Genomic DNA, 17,329 nt, shown 5'->3' with positions numbered 1-17,329 from the left:
GATGGATCTGCGGCCGCCTCCCGCCTCAGAGGTAGGCGATGAGGCGGCCGCAGACGATCACGGTCGGCCAGGCGATGAGGGACACCACCGCGGCGGCCCGCGCGGACGGCGGGGTGCGCGCCGCGGTGTCCCAGTGTTCGACGGTGCGGAACACGCCGGTGTGGAAGACGAGGACGTTCAGGGCCGCCGCCCCGATGAGCACCATCTTCACCTGGAAGGCGGGGTTGTAGGCGACCTGCGTGGCGTTGGCGGAGAACAGCAGCGACCCGCTCGCCGCGGCCAGCCCGAAGCCGGCGCGCGACCAGGGCAGGGCCTGCCGCGCCAGTCCGCTCACCGGCACCCGGCGCGCGAAGCCCAGGAGGCGCAGGTCGAACACGGCGATCGCGCCGAACATCGTGGCGAGCCCGATGAGGTGGGCCGATTCGGTGAGCGGGTAGATCCACCGGCCTCCTCGCACGGCGCCGGCCAGCGGGGTCTCCTCCACCCAGGTCAGGACGTCGAGGAACGTCACCCGCCGCCCGTCCCGCCCGAGGCCCCGCCCGTGCGGCGCATGCGGAGGCGGATCAGGGCGATGACGAAGCCCGCCGCCACGGCCGCGCCGCCGCCCAGCAGGAACAGCGGCGGGTCGCCGTCGCCGGACCGCGACGCCGCCGGAATCCCGGAACGGGTCGCCGCGGGGACGCTCGCGGACGGGCTCGCGGACGCGCTCCGCCCGGGACGCACCGCCCCGACGCACCGGTCGACGAACCGCGTGAACGTGCCCCGGTAGCGGTAGGCGTCGCCGGCCGCGTACAGCATCTGGACGCGCAGCTCGCCCGAGTACTCGTCGCCTTCGGCGTCGCACCGCCGGTACACCACGGCCGCGATCTCGTCCCCCACGCCGGGAGCGCCGGACATGCCCGCCAGCGTGCCCGTCACGTCCGGTGGGAGCAGCAGGTCACGGACCTGCCCGGCGCCCTCCGGCGCCGGATGCCCCGTCCAGTTCTCGTATCCGCCGAGCCGGCGCACGTCCGGCAGGTCGCGCGGCACGGTCAGGTTCGCCGGGACCTCGATCCGCATCGTCCCGTGCGGGAACGCGTACCGGGCCTGAATGATGCGGCCTCGCAGGTAGAGGGGGTGACCCGAGTCGTACCTGCCGGTACCGCCGTGGTGGGCGAGGATGCCGTGCAGGACGAGCAGCCTGAGCGCGGTTCCTGCGAACATGGCCACCTTTGTAGTAAAAGCCACATAAAGGACCCAGAAAGGCGGGGAATGCCGTGCCCTCCCGACCGCAGGTCGTCGCGTTCGACGTCATCGAGACCTTGATAGCCCTCGAGCCGCTGCGTGCCCGTTTCGTGGAGGCGGGCCTACCGGGTCACCTGCTGGAGACCTGGTTCACGCGGACGCTGCGGGACGGGATGACCCTCAGCGCGACGGGCGACTTCGAGCCGTTCCGTCCGGTGGCGGAGAACGCGCTGCGCGCGGTCACCCGGTTCGAGGTCGGGGACGCGGCGGTCGCGCACGTCCTGGACGGCTTCGCGACGCTGCCCGCGCACCCGGACGTGGAGCCCGCGCTGCGGCGGCTCGCGGACGCGGGCGTCCGGGCGATGCTCCTCACCAACGGTGCCCGCGCCACCACCCTGGACTTCGTCGAGCGCCACTCCCTCACCGACCTGATCGAACGCGTCGTCACGGTCGAGGAGGTGCGACGCTGGAAACCTCCGGCCGTGGTGTACGAGCACGCCGCGTCCGTGGCGGGCGTGCCGGCCGACCGGCTCGCGCTCGTCGCGGCGCACGCCTGGGACTGCCACGGGGCCAAGCGCGCCGGGCTGGTCACCGGCTGGGTGTCCCGCCTCGAACGCGACTACTCCGCGATCTTCGCGCCGCCCGACGCGCGCGGCGACGACCTGGTCGAGGTGGTGGACGCCCTGCTCGCGCTCTAGCGGGCCGCATCCGGCGTTCCCTTGAGCACCGCCACGCTCAGTAACATTCGAGGTGGTTCCGAGGAGGGGACGCCGATGGCCGGCAACGTACGTCCGATCACCTTGGTGGGGACGCCCGTCCTGCACCGGCCCTGCCGCGAGGTCGAGTCGTTCGACGACGACCTGGCACGGCTGGTCGACGACATGTTCGCCAGCATGTACGCGGCGGAGGGCGTGGGCCTCGCCGCCAACCAGATCGGCGTGGACCTGCGCGTCTTCGTCTACGACTGCCCGGACGGGAACGACGTCGCCCAGAAGGGCGTCGTGGTCAACCCCACCCTCGTCCTGCCCGGCCTGGACGAGCGCCGCCTGGACGACGGGGAGGAGGGCTGCCTGTCGGTTCCCGGGGCGCACGCGCGGCTGGCCCGTCCCGACCGCGCGACCTGCCACGGCCTCGACGTGCGGGGCGAGCCGGTGACGGTCGAGGGCACCGGCCTGCTGGCGCGCTGTCTCCAGCACGAGACCGACCACCTGGAAGGCCGCCTCTACATCGACCGGCTGTCCAAACGGGCCCGCAAGCAGGTGCTCAGGGACTACGAGAACTTCCGCGCCGAGGCCGCCGCCGGTGCCGACGTCGAGCCCTCGCCGGGGGCCGAGCCCGGCCTCTAGAGCAGCGCCTCGTAGGCGTCGAGGACGGCGTGGAAGTCCGCGACCGGGAGCTCGCAGGACCGCCCGTCCAGCCACAGATGCTCAAGCCGCACCGACTCGGCACCGCGGATCAGATGGCAGGCGTTCCCCGTGTGCTCCCATCCCGGCTCTGCCGCGCGCAGGACGCCGATGTGGTGCCTGTGGCACTGGACGTCCTGGAGCAGGAACGCGGCCAGCACGTACCGGCGTCCCGTCACGCAGGGAAGCCCGTCGACCAGCGACATGACCTCCTCCGGAGGGGGACAGCCCATCACCGGGAAGAACGTGCGGATGTGCGCGGCCGCGCCACCTGCCGCCCCGGGCTCGACGGGCAGCCGCCCCACCCCGTTCGGATCGAGGTAGCCGTGTCCCGGCACATCGGCGACCACGCCCGCCCACGCTCCCGGGATGCCCGGGATGAACGTCGCGTCGTCCGACATCAGCGCCCCGACCAGGTCCGTCATGACCCGGACCCCGTCCACCCGGCGCGGCAGGAAGGTTTTGGTGCCCGTCCAGACCCGGCCCGTCTCATGGTCCTTCATCGCCAGGTCCGCCCAGTACACGCCCGTGCCCGCGCCCATCACGCCGCGCGGCAGGCAGTCGTCGGGATGCGGGGCGAGCCCGGCCACCTCGGTGAGAACCGCGTGGGACGTCTGGAGCAGTCCCCACCCCCACGCGGGCGCCGCGACCCGGCCGAGCGCCAGCATCATCACCGCCGGTCCTGGGCCCGTTCCCGTTCCGGGCAGTTGGAACGCGGGCGGCGGTTGCGGCGCCTCGGCCGCGAACGAGTCGTAAAGCGCCTGCTTGTACGCGGCCAACGCCTGCCGGAACGTCTCGGTGTCCAGGCTCGTGATCGAGCCGTTCATCGTGCCGATCAGGGTGGTGGCCCCGGTGACCTGCACCGTGTACACCGACCCAGGCCAGATCACGGCGGGATCGTCGTGGTCCAGCTCGTCCAGCAGCCAGTCCAGCACCGGCAGCATGGTGACGACGTCGTCGGCGCCGAGCAGCCCGGCCAGGTGCCCCTCGTGCCCCGGCGCCGCCCGGCACTCGATCCGGCCGGGTTCCAGGATCCGGAACGTCACCGGCAGTTCGCGGTCGGGCACGAAGCGCGGCAGGCCGCCTTCCGCCTTGATGTGCTCCAGCGTCCGCCGGTGCTCGGCAAGGCCGACCAGCTCAAGGTATTCGACCAGGCAGGCGTCCAGCACGGCCGGGTGGACCGCGTACTCGGGACCGTTTCCGTCGACGGCGCGCACGTGGACCACCGCGCCGTCGTAGTCGAGCACGTGATACCGGTACCGGGACCGCCACGGCAGGTAGGGGTCGCCGGACGACAGCAGCGCCCGCGTCCGCGCGATCGTCGTGATGCGCAGTCCGAGATCGCGGACGAAGAAGTCGCGCAGGGGCTCGTGTCCGGGGTCCGCCTCGACGACCACCCGGGTGTCGTCACCACGGAAGCGCAACGGCAGCGGCATCGTCATCGTCATCGTGCGATTATGCCGCCGTCCAGCCCATAAAGCGGCGCATCCCGCCAAATATCCGCCGTCCCCACGATCCCGGGGCGCCCACCGCGCGACCGGGCACGGCGCATTTCCCGCCCCGGCCGCCGAAAAAACGGAAGATCAACGGTTGACAGCGCACCGGACCATACGGCTAATATCTATGCCATGGGTTCCTGATCCGCATGGGTTGAGCCGCCGCAGCAGTCCAGCGGCCCGCTCCCCTCTCTTCGGCGCCACCGGCGCTCTCATCCCGCATCTCGCCTCGTAACACGTTCGCATCGGCATGCCCGCACGTGTTCTCGCACGTCCGCGCGTGCCCGACGGTGGTCGCCGACCGGGGCCGATGCCACGCCGATTCCAGTCCACGGACCATTGTCCGCGACCTGTCGAACGCCCGTTCGCGGCCGTTCCACGGTCGAATTCGCCATGCCCGGAGGTGTCAGTTCATGCGTGCCGTCCAACAGAATTCAGGTGACGACAAGCCTTTCCAGAAGGCCCTGAAGAAGAAGGGGAAGAACCGGGGCTTCGACCCCCGGTCCAACGGCTTCGCCCGTAACCAGGGCCGCAACGCCCGCCAGATGCCCAACCGCCGTCTCCAGCGCGGCCGCTGATCCAGGGGATCCGTCGGCCCCCGGCGCCGAGCGCGCCGGGGGCCGACGCCGCCCGCTCCTTCACGCGAGAGCCGACTGGCCGCCGTCGTACACGAGCAGCCCGTCGTCGCGTACGCGGGCGGCGGCGAAGGGCTCGTGCTCGGTCAGCCTCCCGTCGTGCATGAGGTGCGCCACGGGCACGTCCCGTACGAGCACCAGGAAGTCGGCGACCAGCCGCCGATGGCAGCGCCACCACACGCTCTCGCTGCACATCACCGCCACCGCACCGTCCCCGTCCGCGAGCAGATCGTCGATCGCGTCCGAGAACTCCTCGGTACGCATGTGCGCGGCGTATCCGCGGAACATCTGCTCCCGCCACGCCACATCAGGCGAACCCGGTGGCGGACGGCGGAACCCCCCGAGGCGTTTGTCCCAGCGGTAGCGGATCCCGTGCTCGGGCAGCCACCGCTCCAGCTCGCGCCGGGCCACGTGCGGGTTGCGCCGGCTTCCGGGCGCGGTACGGATGTCCACGAGCGACCGGACGCCCGCGCCGCCGAGCAGTTCGAGGATCCGCTCCTCGCTCGCGGTGCCGTGCCCGAAGGTGATCAGCCGTGTGTCCACCCTCCCCCTCTACCCCGTCCGGTCCTCCTTGACGGGACGGCGGCGGATGAGGTTCATGGCGCGCAGGGTCAGCACCGTCCGCTCGTCGTCCTTGGTGATCAGCTCGCAGCCCGTGGTGACGATGCCGCGGTCGGGCTTGGACCTGGACGGCCGCGCCGCCAGGATCGTCGTGCGCAGCCGTACCGAGTCGCCGGGACGCAGCGGCGCCGGCCAGCGCAGCTCGTCGATCCCCGGGGACGCCAGGCTCGCCCCTCGCGGCAGATAGTGATCGGCGATCAGGCGCATGCAGAGGGCCGAGGTGTGCCACCCGCTGGCGATGATCCCGCCGAACGGCCCGGTGGCGGCGTACTCCCGGTCGACATGGATCAGCTGGGGGTCGAACCGTTCCGCGAACTCGATGATCTCCTCTTCGGTCACGGTGAGGTACCCGTACTCGTGGACCGCGCCGGGGCGGTAGTCCTCGAAGTGGCGCTCTTCGGGAGGGACGGGGAAGTCGGTGTCGCTGAGCGTCCTGGTCGTACCGTTCGTCATGCGATCAAGCATCGCGCACCCCGTCCCGCGCCGCCGCCCCGGTCGGCCCTTGTGGAAGGGCGCCGGGCGTTCCGGCCGGTCGACAGCGGAGACGAGCCGCCCGCGCCCGTCCTGACGCGGACCCGCGTTCTTGACGTGCGGGAAGGGGCGGGCAGACTGGACCGGTGGTCATCAAAACGCTGCGGCCCAAGGACTACAACGAGGTCATCTACGTCGGGCACTTCTTCCGCAAGAACGTCCCGGTGATCATGGACCTCACCGGCCTGTCCGACGAGGTGGCACGGCAACTGGTGGACTTCTCCGCCGGGCTGATCTGCGGCCGGGGCGGCGACATGGAGAGACTGAGCCCGAAGGTGTTCCTGCTGCTCCCCGCCGGAATGCACAAACCCGCGCACGTCAACGTCCCGTAGCCCGTCTCCGGTCAGGTGGTCGCGTCGCCGGGTGGGCGGATCACCAGGCTCGCGAGTGCTCGCAGGATGCCCGTGAAATCGGCCACGTCCGACCGGCAGGAAGGGCACTCCTCCAGATGGACGCTCATGCGCTCGCGGTCGCCCGGGGCCAGGATGCCCAGGGCATAGGCGGCCGTGTCCATCCGGAAGGGGCATCTCATCGTCGATCTGGGCGGCCTTCGCGGGCGCGCTCGAACCAGCCGGGCCAGAGGCGCCGGGCCACCCGGGCGTCGAGCCGCCCGCCCAGGTGCATGGACCGCCAGACACCGCGGTAGCCCGGGAGGACACCGGCGGCGATGAGCACGTGCCCGGCGATGAGCACCGTGCAGAGGTGGGTCGACCACTTGTGGAGGCGGGCGAGCACGGCGAACGTGGGTCCGCCGTGCAGGAGGACGAGCCCCACGCCGCTGCCGACCAGGACGAGCAGGGAAGCCGCCAGCAAAACGTTGACCACCCGCTGCCCGGGGTCGAAGTGCCCTTCGTGCCGGGCGAACCGTCCCGTCAGGACGGCGGACGGCCACGTGCGGAACCAGCGGACGTCGCCCCTGCGGAATCTCAGCGACTCCACCGCGAACGTCCGGGCCGCCCGTACCCCGAGGACCGGCCCAGCCACCAGCAGCACCGCCAGCGCCCAGCCCACGGCCTTGTGGACGTCCGTGTCCGGCACGCCGGTCAGCCGGGCCACCGGGCTCGGGTCGCCCTCGTGCCCGAGCAGCAGCCACCATCCGGTGCCGAGCAGCACCAGGACCGTCAGGTAGACGCCGGCGTGGAACCACCGCGCCGGGCGCGCGTAGCGTTGGACGACGACGCGGCCCGGTTCACGGGTAGTCATAGCCGCCGCCCCGGGACGGCGCCGTGGTCTCGGTCTCACCGCCTCCGGAGACGTTCACGTTGACCTGCGCGGACGCGCCCGCGTCCGAGTGGTCGGCGTGCTGGAGCGTCACCCCGATGCGGTGCCGTCCCGGCGTGAGGCCGTCGATCCGGTGGGTCGTGGACGTGACGACCTTGTAGTCGTCTGTCCTGCCGTCGATGGTGACATGGACGTGGTGCTTGCCGGACTCCTCGGGTCCGATGTCCTCGCTGCTGGTGAACGTCAGCGTCACGGGGGCCGTCACGGTCGCGCCCTCGGCCGGCGAGGTGATCGTCAGCGTCGGCCCACCGCCGCCCGCCGCGTCCCCGTCGCCCGAGGCCCCCGCGCCCGAGCAACCGCCGAGCGCCAGCATCGCGCAGGCGAAACCGGCCGCCGCCAACCCCTTCACGCGCATGGCCATTCGATCTCCTCCTTCGCGGAGCGAGTGTCGAAGGTAATACCGCCGGGCGGCCGGAAAAGATTCTCCTGCGGGTGAACCTTTTCGCCTTCGGCAGCCGTATTACTTCTGTGGGAACTCTCAGATGAGTCGTTGCTCGCGGGTATGGCCGCGGGCGACGCGGAGACGGCCGCCGTGTTCGTCCGGCGATATCAGGCACGGGTCTATGGCCTGGCGTTTGCGCTGGTCGGATCGTCGGCGATCGCCGAGGAGATCGCGCAGGAGGCGTTTCTGCGCGCCTGGCGCCATGCCGGTGCCTACGATCCGCGAAAAGGCCGCGCGGTCAGCTGGCTTTTGACGATCACCAGAAACCTGGCCGTGGACGCGGTGCGGCTGCGCGGCGATATGCCGGTCGATCCGCATATTCTGCTGAACACGCTGACCAGGAATGAGCGGGCCAATCCGGCGGCGGCCACGTTCGAGGACACCGAGGAACTGCGCGCGGCGCTGCGCGCGCTCCCGCCCGAGCAGAGCACCCCGATCGTCCTGTCGGTGTTCTACGGGCTGACCGCCACCGAGATCGCCGACCGCGAGCGCATCCCGGTCGGCACCGCCAAGACCCGGCTGCGCCGCGGGCTGGCCAAACTCCGCGAGGCGCTGGGAGTGACCCATGACTGACCGTCCCGCCTGCACCGGCACCCGCCCGCTCCTGCCGGAGCTGGCGGCGGGCATCGCCTCGGCGGAGGAACGCGCCAGGTCGCTGCGCCATCTCGCCGGATGCGGGCGGTGCCACCGCGAGCTCGAAGCGCACACCGCCCTCGTCGACGAGCTGCTCCTGCTCGCCCCCGAACGGCAGCCGCCCGCCGGTTTCGAGGCCGCCGTCCTCGCTCCCATGACCCAGCGGCGCGGGCCCCGCCGCCGGCGGCTTCGCGACACGGCCCTGCTGGGGGCGGCCGCCGTCCTCATCGCGGCGACCTCCGCGGGATCGGTATGGCGGCAGACGGAGGACGACCGGGCCCTGGCCGACGGCTATCGCGAGACCCTGGCCGTCGCCAAGGGCCGCTACCTGAAGACGGTCGCCATCAACGGGGCCGGCACCACCCCGGCCGGTTATGTCTTCGCCTACCAGGGCACCCCCGCCTGGCTGTTCATCACGATGCCGGGCGACCTCCGCCAAGGCGACTACCGGATCACCCTGACCAGCCGCGACGGCCGCACCGTCCCCCTGGGCACGATGACCGTCCGGCCCGGCGGAGGTTCGTGGGGGCGGACCATTCCGCTGGACGTTCACGACATCCTCGTCCTCCGCATCCACGACCCGGGGGGCGACGAGTTGCTGGCCCGCTTCATGGTCTAATCTAGACATCGATCATCCAGAATGCGGAGGGACGCCGATGGACCAGGTGCTCACCGGTACGGGGTGGCAGGGGGAACTGCTGGACCTCGACGCGTACCTGGAGCGCATCGGCTACCTCGGCGACCGCTCGCCCACGATCGCCGCGCTGCGGGCACTGCACCGGGGGCATGTCACGTCCATCCCGTTCGAGAATCTGGAGATCGTGCTCGGACGTCCCATCGTCCTGGGCGTCGAGGCTTTGCAGGACAAGCTCGTCCGGCGGCGGCGCGGGGGCTACTGCTTCGAGCACACCGAGCTGTTCGCCGCCGCGCTCGAACGGTTCGGGTTCACCTTCACCGCCCTGTCGGGACGGGTGCAGCTAGGGGCGCCGGAGCTTCGTCCGACCACGCACGCGCTGGTCCGGGTCGAGGTGGACGGCGGCGTGTGGCTCTGCGACGTCGGCTTCGGGTCCGGCCCGCTCGCGCCGCTGGAACTCGTCGACGGCGCCGAGTCGGTGCAGGAGGGCTGGGCGTACCGGCTCGAACGGCTCACGGCCTCGCAGGGCGGCCTGCCGGGCGTCGAGCAGTGGGCGCTGCACGAGCGGGGCCCCGAGGGGTGGGTGCGACGGCACGTGTTCACGGTCGCGCCCTCGTACCACGTCGACTACCACCTGGCGAACTACTACGTGTCCACCAACACGCGGTCACCGTTCACCGGCCGGCTCTACGCGCAGCACTTCGCCCCGGACGTCCAGCACCAGCTCGACGACACCCGCCTGACGATCACCCGCCCCGAGGGTCCTGTCGAGACCCGCGTGGTGGACCGGGACGAGGTACCGAAGATCCTCGCCGAGGTCTTCGGTATCGAGCTCGGCGCCGACGACACCGCCCGCCTCGTGGCCGGGCTGCCGAAGGCGTGACGGCATGAGGATGAGCGAGGGCGTCGAGTGGGCGGTGCACATCTGCCTGCTCCTCGACTGGCTGGAGTCGGACCGCCCGGTTCCCACGACCCGGCTCGCCGCGAGCTACGACCTGCCGCCCCCGTACCTCAACAAGCAGCTCCAGGCGCTGGTCAGAGCCGGGATCGCGACCTCCACGCCGGGCGCGGGAGGCGGCTTCGCCCTGGCCCGCCCGCTGGACCAGATCACCTTGATGGACGTGGTCGCCGCGATCGAGGGCCCGGACGAGGCGTTCCAGTGCACCGAGATCCGCCGCCGCGGCATGGGCGCCGGGTCGTCCGGACGCGAAGCCGAGATCCCGTGCGCGGTGAGCATCGCGATGCACCGCGCCGAACTGGCGTGGCGGCGCGCCCTGGCCGCGCAGACCCTCGCCGACGTCCGCAAACAGGCCGAACGGGTGTCGCCCCGCCTGGGCGAACGCATCCGGGCCTGGCACGCCCGTAACTGACCCGCCCCCGGCTCGTACCCGCCGACCCGCGCCCTTCCTGTGGCGTGAATCTGGACAAGAAATGTCCAATTAAGAGAAGGAGACACACATGAAACCGCGCATGGACAACATCTCCGCGCTCGCCCCCGCCGCCTACAAGGCGATGCACCAGGTCGAGAAGTTCCTGCACGAGAGCGGCGTTCCCGACACCACGCTGCATCTGATCAAGCTCCGCGCGAGCCAGATCAACGGCTGCGGCCTCTGCGTCGACATGCACTCCTACGACGCCAAGCAGGCCGGGGAGACCGACGAGCGCCTCTGGTCGGTGGCGGCCTGGCGCGAGGCCCCGTACTACACCGACGAGGAGCGCGCCGCTCTCGCCCTCACCGAGGCCGCGACCCGGATCGCCGACAACCCCGGCGGTGTCCCCGACGACGTCTGGGAGCAGGCCGCCGACCACTACGACGAGGAGACCCTGGCCGCCCTGATCATGGGGATCGCCCAGATCAACGCCTGGAACACCATCAACGTGACCATCCGCCAGACCGCCGGGGCCTACCGCCGCGCCGCGGCCGCGAGCGCCTGACGGTCGCGCCCGGCCTCCGGAACGGCATCCGGCCGACCGGAGGCCAGGCGAGGCGCCCCCAATACCCCCGAACGAGGAAAAACCCTTCGATGTGGGTACGGTCCTCCCGGGGTCCCACTTACCCGGCACAACCAAGGAGCGGCGAGCATGGCGGAGACCTATCTCAGCCGCCACCCCGGGCACATCCCGCTCGGCACGCTGGACGAGATGGCCGACCTGTACGAGCGGGTCTACGCCGAGCCGCCCTACAACTCCGCGCCGAAGTTCTCCCGGGCACGCTTCGTCAGCAGAACGCGCGAACAGGCCCTCACCAGGGACTTCACCCTGATCACCGCCCGCCGGGACGGCGTGCTCGCCGGCTACACCTTCGGCTTTCCCATGCCGCCCGGAGCCTGGTGGGCCGCCGCGTCCAGGCCGTCCACCGCGATCCTCGCCGCGCCCAAATTCGCCGTGATCGAACTCATGGTGGACAAGCCGCGCCGCAGGGAGGGCATCGGCCGGGCGCTTTTATCGGCGCTCCTCGACAACCGTCCCGAGCCCTACGCCACCCTCGCCGCCGTCGTCAATGCCGACGCCTACGGCTGGTACCTGCGGAACGGCTGGCGCAAGACCGGCGAATTCCGCGTCGAACCCCCTTTCGCCGACGCCCTTCTCCTTGACCTGCCCCGCTGACCAGCAAGGATCTCGTTTCACCGGACGACCCGGCACACATGAGATGTGCGGGCCGGACATAGTTCACCGCCGACTGGCGAATTTCGTACTCGCACAATTCTTCCACAGACACGAAGGGGTCCGGAAAAATGTCGGTGAGGACAGGTGCCATGACCCCGTACCCGGGCAACAAAAAGATCCGTACGGTTGCAACTTTCGGGCGTCCGGCGTTCGTTGTCCAGGTGAGGCTCGCTGGACCCGCCCCGCGCGCCCGACATGGAGGAGTTCGGTATGGCTTCGCTCGTTGATCGGATCAAGCGTTTTCTGCATAGTCCCCAGGGGCGGCAGGCCCGCGCCCGCGCCGAACGGCTGGCGCGCGACCCCCGTACGCAGGCCAAGGTGCGCGGCATCCTGGCCAGGCTCCGTGGCGGGCGCCGCCACTAGAGCCGCGGATCCCGCCCGGTCCGGCGGTTCCTATTCTGGACGCCGTGAACGACGACTACGCGCATTGGGTGACGGTTCCGACGCGGTGGAAGGACAACGACCTCTACGGCCACGTCAACAACGTCGTCCATTACTCGCTGATGGACACGGCCATCAACGAGTGGATGATCCGGTCGGCCGGGTTCGACCCGGGCACGGCCGAGGTCATCGGGCTGTGCGTGGAGTCGCACTGCTCGTACAAGGCGGAAGTGGCCTTCCCTGAGCCGATCCAGCTAGGGCTGCGGATCGGGAGACTCGGGCGTTCCAGCGTCCGATGGGAGGTCGGGCTGTACCGCCCGGACGGGACGCTGGTCGCCGAGGGCCATTTCGTGCACGTGTTCGTCGGCCGTGAGGATCGGCGGCCGGTCGCCGTCCCCGAGCCGATCCGCGCCGAGATGGAGAAGCTGGTGGCCCCGGGACGCCCGGACGGGGACGGCTAGTCGCCCCCGAAGATGTGCTCGGCCAGCACGCGCTCGAACCCGGCCTCGTACCGCTCGTAGTGTTCTCGCAGGTCAGAGCCGGGCCAGGCGTCGGGCAGCAGCGGTACGGGCAGGAGCGGGTCGCGGAGCAGGTGGCGCCGTACCGCCGCCGACACCGTGAACCGCTCGGCCAGCGTACCGGCCTTCCCGAGAAGGGCACGCAGGTCATGGGCCGTGGACGCCCAGGCGTCCAGGTCCCACAGCGTGGCGGCCAGCGCCGCGGGATCGCCTTCGGGGCGCCCGGAGAGGAAGGTGCACTGGCGTTCGACGATCGGTGGGCGGGAGTCCCTGGTCAGGTTGGCGGGCCGCAGCCAGGTGCCTTCGCGCAGCTCGGCCAGCCGCAGCTCGGACATGGCCTGGCGCAGCGCGGCGCGCTCGGCGGCGGGTCGGCGCTCGGCGGTGATCACGGCGATCTCCCAGGTGCCGTCCCAGGGCCGGGTGCGCGGGAAGCGGCCCTCGTCCTGCCGGGCCTGCCGGAGCCGCAGCCGTTCGGACAGCTCGTAGACGCCGCCGGTCTGGACGAGGTCGCCGGAGGCCACCATCCGCGACAGCGCCACCCGGATCGTGCCCTCGGCGATGCCGAACAGCTCGCCGACCCGGACGAAGCCGCGGGCGCCGAGGCGGGGCGGGTGCAGCCCGAGCAGCGTGCTGAGCACGACCGACCGCGCCGTCAGCGGCCGCAGCCCGAGACCGTTCGCCATCCGAGCACCCCTCGATTACAGACTTCCGCCAGGTGTAGCAAGAGTGTAATGTCCGGATATGGCCTCCTACCTCATCGAGCCCGTGGACAGGCTCCCCTTCGGCGGCCCCGGCAAGGCCCGCCGGTACGCGACCGAGCGCTACCAAGGGGCCGTCGGCCTCAACTGGTACACCAGCGACCCGACGTTGCGCTTCCTCATGCGGCGGCACCTGGGAGCGGACGGCCTGGCGTGGGCCGAGCCGCGCCTGACCGAGCTGGGCGCGCTGATGGGCGGCCCGGTCGCGCGGTGGGCGGAGGAGACCGACCGCAACCCGCCGCGCCTGGAGAAGTACGACCGGTGGGGACGCGACATCAGCCAGGTCGTGATGCCGGCGTCGTTCGAGGCGTCCCGGCGCGAGCTGGTGGCCTCCGCCGCCAACCGTCCCGAGTTCCACGCGGAGGCCAGGGCGGCGGGCGTGGACCCGGCGCCGATCGAGGTGGCCTGGAGCTACCTGCTCGACCAGGCCGACATCGGGATGGCCTGCGCGCTGGGCACGGGCGGCGACATGGTGGTGCGGCTGACCGAGCTGTTCGCGCCCGAGGACGTCAAGGCCCGCGTGCGGGAGCTGTTCGCGGCCGGTGAGTTCTCCGGAGAGGCCGCGCAGATGCTCACCGAGCGCTCCGGCGGCTCCGACCTCGGCGCCCTGGAGTCCACCGCCTCCCCCGACGCCGACGGCGCCTGGCGGCTGAACGGCTTCAAGTGGTTCGCCTCCAATGCCAACGGCTCGGCGTTCGTGGTGCTGGCCAAGCCCGAAGGGGCCGTGGACGGGGTGCGCGGCATCGCGCCGTTCCTCGTCCTGCGGGATCGGCGGGACGGGACGCGCAACGGCGTCCGGATCCGGCGCCTCAAGGACAAGCTCGGCACCCGCTCCGTCGCCTCGGCCGAGATCGAGTTCACCGACGCCGAGGCGTTCCTGCTCGCCCCGGCGTCCACCGAGGGCGGCGCGGGCGACGGCAAGGGCCTGGCGCGGATGATGGAGCTGACCAACGGCGCCCGGCTCGCGATCGCGGCGATGGGCCTGGGCTGCGCGCGCCGGTCGCTGGTCGAGTCGCTGTGCTACACGCGGGCCCGCGAGGCGTTCGGGGCGCCGCTGTACGAGCAGCCGCTGATGCGCCGCAAGCTGGCGGAGCTGATCGTGGAGACGGAGGCCGCGCAGGCGCTGGTGTTCGACGGCTACCTGGGCCGTCCCCGGCTGCGGCTCGCCCCCGCGCTGATCAAGCTGCGCGCGGCCCGGCTCGGCGTGACGGCGGCCGGCGACGCCATCGAGATCCACGGCGGCAACGGCTACATCGAGCAGTGGCCGGTCGCGAGGATCCTCCGGGACGCGCAGGTCAACCCGATCTGGGAGGGCGGCGACAACATCCTGTGCCTGGACGTGCGCCGCGCCATGGACAGGGAGCAGGCGCACCTGCCGTTCCTCGACCGCGTCGAGGAGGCCGCCGGCCGCGCCCCGGAGGGCGACGCGGCCACGGCCGACCTCGTCCACCAGCGCGTCGGCGACCTGCGCAAGGCGATCAACCGGTGGTCGGGGCTGGACCGGGCCACGGCCGAGGCGCGCCTGTACCCGCTGGCCCAGTACATGGCGGACGTGTACGCGGCGGCGCTGCTGCTGGAGCAGGCCGGCTGGGAGCGTGCCGAGCTGGGCACCGACCGCAAGGCCCTGGTCGCCCGCCTCTACGCGTCCGCGCACCTGGCCGACCACGGCGCCCTGCGGGGCATCGACGCCCCGTCCGAGGATCTCGAACGGTTCAAGGATCTGGCGGACGGCGCCCTGATCGACCCTCGGCCGCCCGTGGATGGTTGACCGAACGGGGTTCGGCTCTTAGGTTCCTTGCGGGCGGCGCTGCCGATCGAAGGAGCCGGACACATGAGCCTCACCGTGGAGGAGGCGGGCCGCGCGCTCGCCGATCCGACCGCGTACGCCGACGACGCCCGGCTGCACGCGGCGCTGGCCCTGCTGCGCAGGGACGCCCCGGTGCACTGGGTCGAGCGGGACGGCTACAACCCCTTCTGGGCGATCACCAAGCACGCCGACGTCCTGGAGATCGAGCGCAACCACGAGCTGTTCCTGAACGCGCCGCGCCCCCTGCTGGCCACGGCCCTCCAGGACCAGATCAACCGCGAGCGGGCCGAGCAGGGCATCGCGCTGCGGACGCTCATCCACATGGACGACCCCGACCACCGGGTGATCCGCGCGATCGGCGCGGACTGGTTCCGTCCCAAGGCGATGCGCGAGCTGGAGCCGCGGATCAGGGAGCTGGCCCGCCGGTACGTCGACCGGATGGCGATCCTCGGCCACACCTGCGACTTCGTCCAGCAGGTCGCGGTGCACTACCCGCTGTACGTGATCCTGTCGCTGCTCGGGCTGCCGGAGTCCGACTTCGACCGCATGCTCAGGCTCACCCAGGAGCTGTTCGGCGGCGACGACTCCGACCTGCGCCGCGGGGACAGCCCGGAAGAGGTTTTGCAGGTCCTGATGGACTTCTTCGCCTACTTCCAGGAGTTGACCGAGGCCCGGCGCGCCCGTCCCACCGACGACCTGGCCTCCGCCATCGCCAACGCCAAGGTGGGTTCGGGTGGCGTAATGGGCAGGGACGGGGAGCCGCTGAACGACTTCGACACCGCCTCCTACTACGTGATCATCGCAACCGCCGGGCACGACACCACCAGCTCCACCGTCGCCGGCGGCCTGCACGCGCTCATCGAGCACCCCGACCAGCTCCGGCGCCTGCGGGACGACCCGTCCCTGATGCCGCTGGCGGTGGAAGAGATGATCCGCTGGGTGACCCCGGTCAAGGAGTTCATGCGCACCGCCACCGCGGACTACAAGCTGCGGGACGTCACGATCCGCGAGGGCGAGTCGGTGCTGCTGTCCTACCCCTCGGCCAACCGGGACGAGGAGGTCTTCGACGACCCGTTCGCCTTCGACGTGGGCCGCGACCCCAACAAGCACCTGGCGTTCGGGTTCGGCGTCCACTACTGCCTGGGCGCGGCGCTGGCGCGCATCGAGACCCGCGCGTTCTTCGAGGAGCTGCTGCCCCGGCTGGAGTCGATCGAGCTGGACGGCACGCCCGAGCTCACCGCCACCACCTTCGTCGGCGGCCTCAAACGTCTCCCGATCCGCTACTCGCTGCGGGGATAGTACGCCAACGCACCCTGTTTGCGGACCCTGCTAGCGGACTCTGTGCAGCAGGTCCTCGCCCGCGGCGAGGCGGCGGCAGTTCTCGACGGCGGTGTCGAAGTAGCGGTCCCAGGTCTCCCTGGTCAGGTACGCCACGTGCGGCATGACCACCACGTTGTCCAAGGCGAGCAGCGGGTTGTCCGGCGGCACCGGCTCCTGCTCGAACACGTCCAGGCCCGCGCCGCCCAGCCAGCCCGACGACAGTGCCGCGACCAGCGCCGCCTCGTCGATGATCGCGCCACGGGCGGTGTTGACGACGATCGCGCCGGGCGGCAGCAGCGCGAGGCGGCGCGCGTCCAGGAGGTGGTGCGTGTCGCCGGTCAGCGGGATGTGGACGGAGATGATGTCGCTCGCCCGCAGCAGGTCGTCCAGCTCCCGCCAGGCCGGGTCGTCCGGGCGCCGCGTCCGCGAGGTGTACAGGACGCGGGCACCGATCGCCTCCAGCATCCCGCGTACGAGACCGGCGATCTGGCCGCCGCCCAGCAGCCCGACCGTGCGGCCGCTCAGCTCACCGCCGACCAGGGCGCCTCCCGCGGGCCAGCCGCGTCCCTCCCGGGTGCGGGCGTCGAAGGTGACCACGCGGCGCAGCGCGGCGAGCATCAGCAGCAGGGTCGCCTCCGCGACGGCCTGCGCGTTGCGGCCCGGCATGTTCGCAACCGCGATCCCGCGCGCCTCCGCCGCGTCCAGGTCGATCGTGTTCACCCCGGTACCGAGCTTCTGGACGAGGCGCAGCCTCGGCGCCCGGTCGAAATCGGCCGCCGTCAGAGGCCGCAGATTGTGCCAGATGACCTCCGCCTCGGGCAGCAGCTCGGCGAACCGCTCGTCGTCCTCCTGCGGGCAGCTCACCACGTCGAGCCCGTCGGCTCCGGGAAACTCCACGTCGTAGTGCAGCAAAACCCGCATTCCCGCCCCTCTTCGTTGGTAGGTCACCCCGTAGTATTTCGCGGGCCGCGAGGAGGG

At 71.5% G+C, this 17,329-nt stretch carries 24 protein-coding genes; 14 read left to right on the top strand and 10 right to left on the bottom strand.

Translation table 11 applies throughout. The annotated features are described in order from the left end of the window. Positions 1-25 precede the first annotated feature (25 nt). Positions 26-511, bottom strand: a complete 486-nt coding sequence (locus QSK21_RS29475; RefSeq protein ID WP_285700688.1) for a DUF6644 family protein — start codon at positions 509-511, stop codon at positions 26-28. Continuing rightward, positions 508-1,203, bottom strand: coding sequence for a hypothetical protein (locus QSK21_RS29470; protein WP_285700687.1), 696 nt, complete (start codon positions 1,201-1,203; stop codon positions 508-510). Before QSK21_RS29470 ends, QSK21_RS29475 begins: the two co-directional genes overlap by 4 nt. Positions 1,204-1,256: 53 nt before the next feature. On the opposite strand from QSK21_RS29470, the gene QSK21_RS29465 reads away from it, so the two are divergent. After that, positions 1,257-1,922, top strand: a complete 666-nt coding sequence (locus QSK21_RS29465; RefSeq protein ID WP_285700686.1) for a haloacid dehalogenase type II — start codon at positions 1,257-1,259, stop codon at positions 1,920-1,922. A 75-nt stretch (positions 1,923-1,997) separates the two neighbouring features. After that, the gene (gene def / locus QSK21_RS29460; protein ID WP_285700685.1) at positions 1,998-2,570 is read left to right on the top strand and encodes a peptide deformylase; all 573 of its coding nucleotides are present in this window, start codon (positions 1,998-2,000) and stop codon (positions 2,568-2,570) included. Here the strand turns inward: def and QSK21_RS29455 are convergent. Next, positions 2,567-4,075 (bottom strand): hypothetical protein, encoded by a 1,509-nt coding sequence (locus QSK21_RS29455; protein ID WP_285700684.1) that lies wholly within the window; start codon positions 4,073-4,075, stop codon positions 2,567-2,569. The genes def and QSK21_RS29455 overlap by 4 nt on opposite strands. A 461-nt stretch (positions 4,076-4,536) precedes the next feature. Here QSK21_RS29455 and QSK21_RS29450 point away from each other — a divergent pair, with 461 nt between their 5' ends. Then, a complete protein-coding gene (locus QSK21_RS29450) occupies positions 4,537-4,701 on the top strand; it encodes a hypothetical protein (protein ID WP_285700683.1) in 165 nt (54 codons plus the stop codon). Positions 4,702-4,761: 60 nt separating this feature from the next. Here QSK21_RS29450 and QSK21_RS29445 read toward each other — a convergent pair whose 3' ends face one another. Together QSK21_RS29445 and QSK21_RS29440 are read right to left on the bottom strand one after the other, a co-directional pair. Then, positions 4,762-5,301 carry a DUF488 domain-containing protein gene (locus QSK21_RS29445; protein WP_285700682.1) on the bottom strand — a complete coding sequence of 180 codons (540 nt, stop codon included), beginning with the start codon at positions 5,299-5,301 and terminating at the stop codon, positions 4,762-4,764. A 9-nt stretch (positions 5,302-5,310) separates the two neighbouring features. After that, positions 5,311-5,832 (bottom strand): MaoC family dehydratase, encoded by a 522-nt coding sequence (locus QSK21_RS29440; protein WP_285700681.1) that lies wholly within the window; start codon positions 5,830-5,832, stop codon positions 5,311-5,313. A gap of 164 nt (positions 5,833-5,996) precedes the next feature. Between QSK21_RS29440 and QSK21_RS29435 the strand changes: the two genes are divergently transcribed. Further along, positions 5,997-6,242, top strand: a complete 246-nt coding sequence (locus QSK21_RS29435) for a cell division protein SepF (protein WP_285700680.1) — start codon at positions 5,997-5,999, stop codon at positions 6,240-6,242. Between the two features lie 11 nt (positions 6,243-6,253). On the opposite strand, the gene QSK21_RS29430 is transcribed toward QSK21_RS29435, so the two are convergent. The 3 genes from QSK21_RS29430 to QSK21_RS29420 are packed head-to-tail and all read right to left on the bottom strand — an operon-like array spanning position 6,254 to position 7,552. After that, positions 6,254-6,442 (bottom strand): zf-HC2 domain-containing protein, encoded by a 189-nt coding sequence (locus QSK21_RS29430; RefSeq protein WP_285700679.1) that lies wholly within the window; start codon positions 6,440-6,442, stop codon positions 6,254-6,256. Beyond that, positions 6,439-7,113 carry a cytochrome b/b6 domain-containing protein gene (locus QSK21_RS29425; protein ID WP_285700678.1) on the bottom strand — a complete coding sequence of 225 codons (675 nt, stop codon included), beginning with the start codon at positions 7,111-7,113 and terminating at the stop codon, positions 6,439-6,441. The genes QSK21_RS29430 and QSK21_RS29425 overlap by 4 nt, the downstream gene beginning before the upstream one ends. Continuing rightward, positions 7,100-7,552 carry an Ig-like domain-containing protein gene (locus tag QSK21_RS29420; RefSeq protein ID WP_285700677.1) on the bottom strand — a complete coding sequence of 151 codons (453 nt, stop codon included), beginning with the start codon at positions 7,550-7,552 and terminating at the stop codon, positions 7,100-7,102. Before QSK21_RS29420 ends, QSK21_RS29425 begins: the two co-directional genes overlap by 14 nt. A 141-nt stretch (positions 7,553-7,693) precedes the next feature. Between QSK21_RS29420 and QSK21_RS29415 the strand changes: the two genes are divergently transcribed. The 8 genes from QSK21_RS29415 to QSK21_RS29380 all read left to right on the top strand — a co-directional run bounded on the left by QSK21_RS29415 (position 7,694) and on the right by QSK21_RS29380 (position 12,409). Next, on the top strand, positions 7,694-8,206 hold the full coding sequence (locus QSK21_RS29415; protein ID WP_285700676.1) for an RNA polymerase sigma factor: 513 nt from the start codon (positions 7,694-7,696) through the stop codon (positions 8,204-8,206). Then, the gene (locus QSK21_RS29410; protein WP_285700675.1) at positions 8,199-8,885 is read left to right on the top strand and encodes an anti-sigma factor family protein; all 687 of its coding nucleotides are present in this window, start codon (positions 8,199-8,201) and stop codon (positions 8,883-8,885) included. The genes QSK21_RS29415 and QSK21_RS29410 overlap by 8 nt, the downstream gene beginning before the upstream one ends. Before the next feature lie 37 nt (positions 8,886-8,922). After that, positions 8,923-9,783 (top strand): arylamine N-acetyltransferase family protein, encoded by an 861-nt coding sequence (locus tag QSK21_RS29405; RefSeq protein WP_285700674.1) that lies wholly within the window; start codon positions 8,923-8,925, stop codon positions 9,781-9,783. Between the two features lie 4 nt (positions 9,784-9,787). After that, positions 9,788-10,270 (top strand): RrF2 family transcriptional regulator, encoded by a 483-nt coding sequence (locus QSK21_RS29400; protein ID WP_285700673.1) that lies wholly within the window; start codon positions 9,788-9,790, stop codon positions 10,268-10,270. An 88-nt stretch (positions 10,271-10,358) separates the two neighbouring features. Beyond that, on the top strand, positions 10,359-10,835 hold the full coding sequence (locus QSK21_RS29395) for a carboxymuconolactone decarboxylase family protein (RefSeq protein ID WP_285700672.1): 477 nt from the start codon (positions 10,359-10,361) through the stop codon (positions 10,833-10,835). A gap of 147 nt (positions 10,836-10,982) precedes the next feature. Then, complete coding sequence (locus QSK21_RS29390) at positions 10,983-11,507, top strand: GNAT family N-acetyltransferase (protein WP_285700671.1); 525 nt, start codon at positions 10,983-10,985, stop codon at positions 11,505-11,507. A 270-nt stretch (positions 11,508-11,777) separates the two neighbouring features. Further along, positions 11,778-11,930 (top strand): hypothetical protein, encoded by a 153-nt coding sequence (locus tag QSK21_RS29385; RefSeq protein ID WP_285700670.1) that lies wholly within the window; start codon positions 11,778-11,780, stop codon positions 11,928-11,930. A 44-nt stretch (positions 11,931-11,974) separates the two neighbouring features. Next, entirely contained in the window at positions 11,975-12,409 is a 435-nt protein-coding gene (locus QSK21_RS29380) for an acyl-CoA thioesterase (protein WP_285700668.1), read from the top strand. Here QSK21_RS29380 and QSK21_RS29375 read toward each other — a convergent pair. Then, positions 12,406-13,149, bottom strand: a complete 744-nt coding sequence (locus QSK21_RS29375; protein ID WP_285700667.1) for a PaaX family transcriptional regulator C-terminal domain-containing protein — start codon at positions 13,147-13,149, stop codon at positions 12,406-12,408. The genes QSK21_RS29380 and QSK21_RS29375 overlap by 4 nt on opposite strands. Positions 13,150-13,207: 58 nt before the next feature. Between QSK21_RS29375 and QSK21_RS29370 the strand changes: the two genes are divergently transcribed. Both QSK21_RS29370 and QSK21_RS29365 read left to right on the top strand, forming a co-directional pair. Continuing rightward, positions 13,208-14,992: an acyl-CoA dehydrogenase family protein gene (locus tag QSK21_RS29370; protein WP_285700665.1), complete on the top strand. Its 1,785-nt coding sequence runs from the start codon at positions 13,208-13,210 to the stop codon at positions 14,990-14,992. A gap of 63 nt (positions 14,993-15,055) precedes the next feature. Beyond that, complete coding sequence (locus QSK21_RS29365) at positions 15,056-16,330, top strand: cytochrome P450 (protein ID WP_285700663.1); 1,275 nt, start codon at positions 15,056-15,058, stop codon at positions 16,328-16,330. Positions 16,331-16,360: 30 nt separating this feature from the next. Here the strand turns inward: QSK21_RS29365 and QSK21_RS29360 are convergent, their stop codons facing one another. Then, positions 16,361-17,272, bottom strand: a complete 912-nt coding sequence (locus QSK21_RS29360; protein WP_285700661.1) for an NAD(P)-dependent oxidoreductase — start codon at positions 17,270-17,272, stop codon at positions 16,361-16,363. Between the last annotated feature and the right edge of the window lie 57 nt (positions 17,273-17,329).

The sequence above is a fragment of the Actinomadura sp. NBRC 104412 genome (assembly GCF_030269515.1).
Classification (GTDB): Bacteria; Actinomycetota; Actinomycetes; order Streptosporangiales; family Streptosporangiaceae; genus Spirillospora.
Note: the sequence above shows the minus strand (reverse complement) of the source record. Positions and strands in the feature narration are given on the sequence as shown.

Bases quoted from the DNA above. Each gene is read 5' to 3' on its own strand.
- QSK21_RS29385 (WP_285700670.1), top strand. From the start codon at position 11,778: ATGGCTTCGCTCGTTGATCGGATCAAGCGTTTTCTGCATAGTCCCCAG.
- QSK21_RS29450 (WP_285700683.1), top strand. From the start codon at position 4,537: ATGCGTGCCGTCCAACAGAATTCAGGTGACGACAAGCCTTTCCAGAAG.
- QSK21_RS29365 (WP_285700663.1), top strand. From the start codon at position 15,056: ATGAGCCTCACCGTGGAGGAGGCGGGCCGCGCGCTCGCCGATCCGACC.
- QSK21_RS29395 (WP_285700672.1), top strand. From the start codon at position 10,359: ATGAAACCGCGCATGGACAACATCTCCGCGCTCGCCCCCGCCGCCTAC.
- QSK21_RS29410 (WP_285700675.1), top strand. From the start codon at position 8,199: ATGACTGACCGTCCCGCCTGCACCGGCACCCGCCCGCTCCTGCCGGAG.
- QSK21_RS29360 (WP_285700661.1), bottom strand. From the start codon at position 17,272: ATGCGGGTTTTGCTGCACTACGACGTGGAGTTTCCCGGAGCCGACGGG.
- QSK21_RS29425 (WP_285700678.1), bottom strand. From the start codon at position 7,113: ATGACTACCCGTGAACCGGGCCGCGTCGTCGTCCAACGCTACGCGCGC.
- QSK21_RS29375 (WP_285700667.1), bottom strand. From the start codon at position 13,149: ATGGCGAACGGTCTCGGGCTGCGGCCGCTGACGGCGCGGTCGGTCGTG.
- QSK21_RS29420 (WP_285700677.1), bottom strand. From the start codon at position 7,552: ATGGCCATGCGCGTGAAGGGGTTGGCGGCGGCCGGTTTCGCCTGCGCG.
- QSK21_RS29455 (WP_285700684.1), bottom strand. From the start codon at position 4,075: ATGACGATGACGATGCCGCTGCCGTTGCGCTTCCGTGGTGACGACACC.
- QSK21_RS29390 (WP_285700671.1), top strand. From the start codon at position 10,983: ATGGCGGAGACCTATCTCAGCCGCCACCCCGGGCACATCCCGCTCGGC.
- QSK21_RS29370 (WP_285700665.1), top strand. From the start codon at position 13,208: ATGGCCTCCTACCTCATCGAGCCCGTGGACAGGCTCCCCTTCGGCGGC.
- QSK21_RS29440 (WP_285700681.1), bottom strand. From the start codon at position 5,832: ATGACGAACGGTACGACCAGGACGCTCAGCGACACCGACTTCCCCGTC.
- QSK21_RS29400 (WP_285700673.1), top strand. From the start codon at position 9,788: ATGAGGATGAGCGAGGGCGTCGAGTGGGCGGTGCACATCTGCCTGCTC.
- QSK21_RS29415 (WP_285700676.1), top strand. From the start codon at position 7,694: ATGGCCGCGGGCGACGCGGAGACGGCCGCCGTGTTCGTCCGGCGATAT.
- QSK21_RS29470 (WP_285700687.1), bottom strand. From the start codon at position 1,203: ATGTTCGCAGGAACCGCGCTCAGGCTGCTCGTCCTGCACGGCATCCTC.
- QSK21_RS29430 (WP_285700679.1), bottom strand. From the start codon at position 6,442: ATGAGATGCCCCTTCCGGATGGACACGGCCGCCTATGCCCTGGGCATC.
- QSK21_RS29405 (WP_285700674.1), top strand. From the start codon at position 8,923: ATGGACCAGGTGCTCACCGGTACGGGGTGGCAGGGGGAACTGCTGGAC.
- def (WP_285700685.1), top strand. From the start codon at position 1,998: ATGGCCGGCAACGTACGTCCGATCACCTTGGTGGGGACGCCCGTCCTG.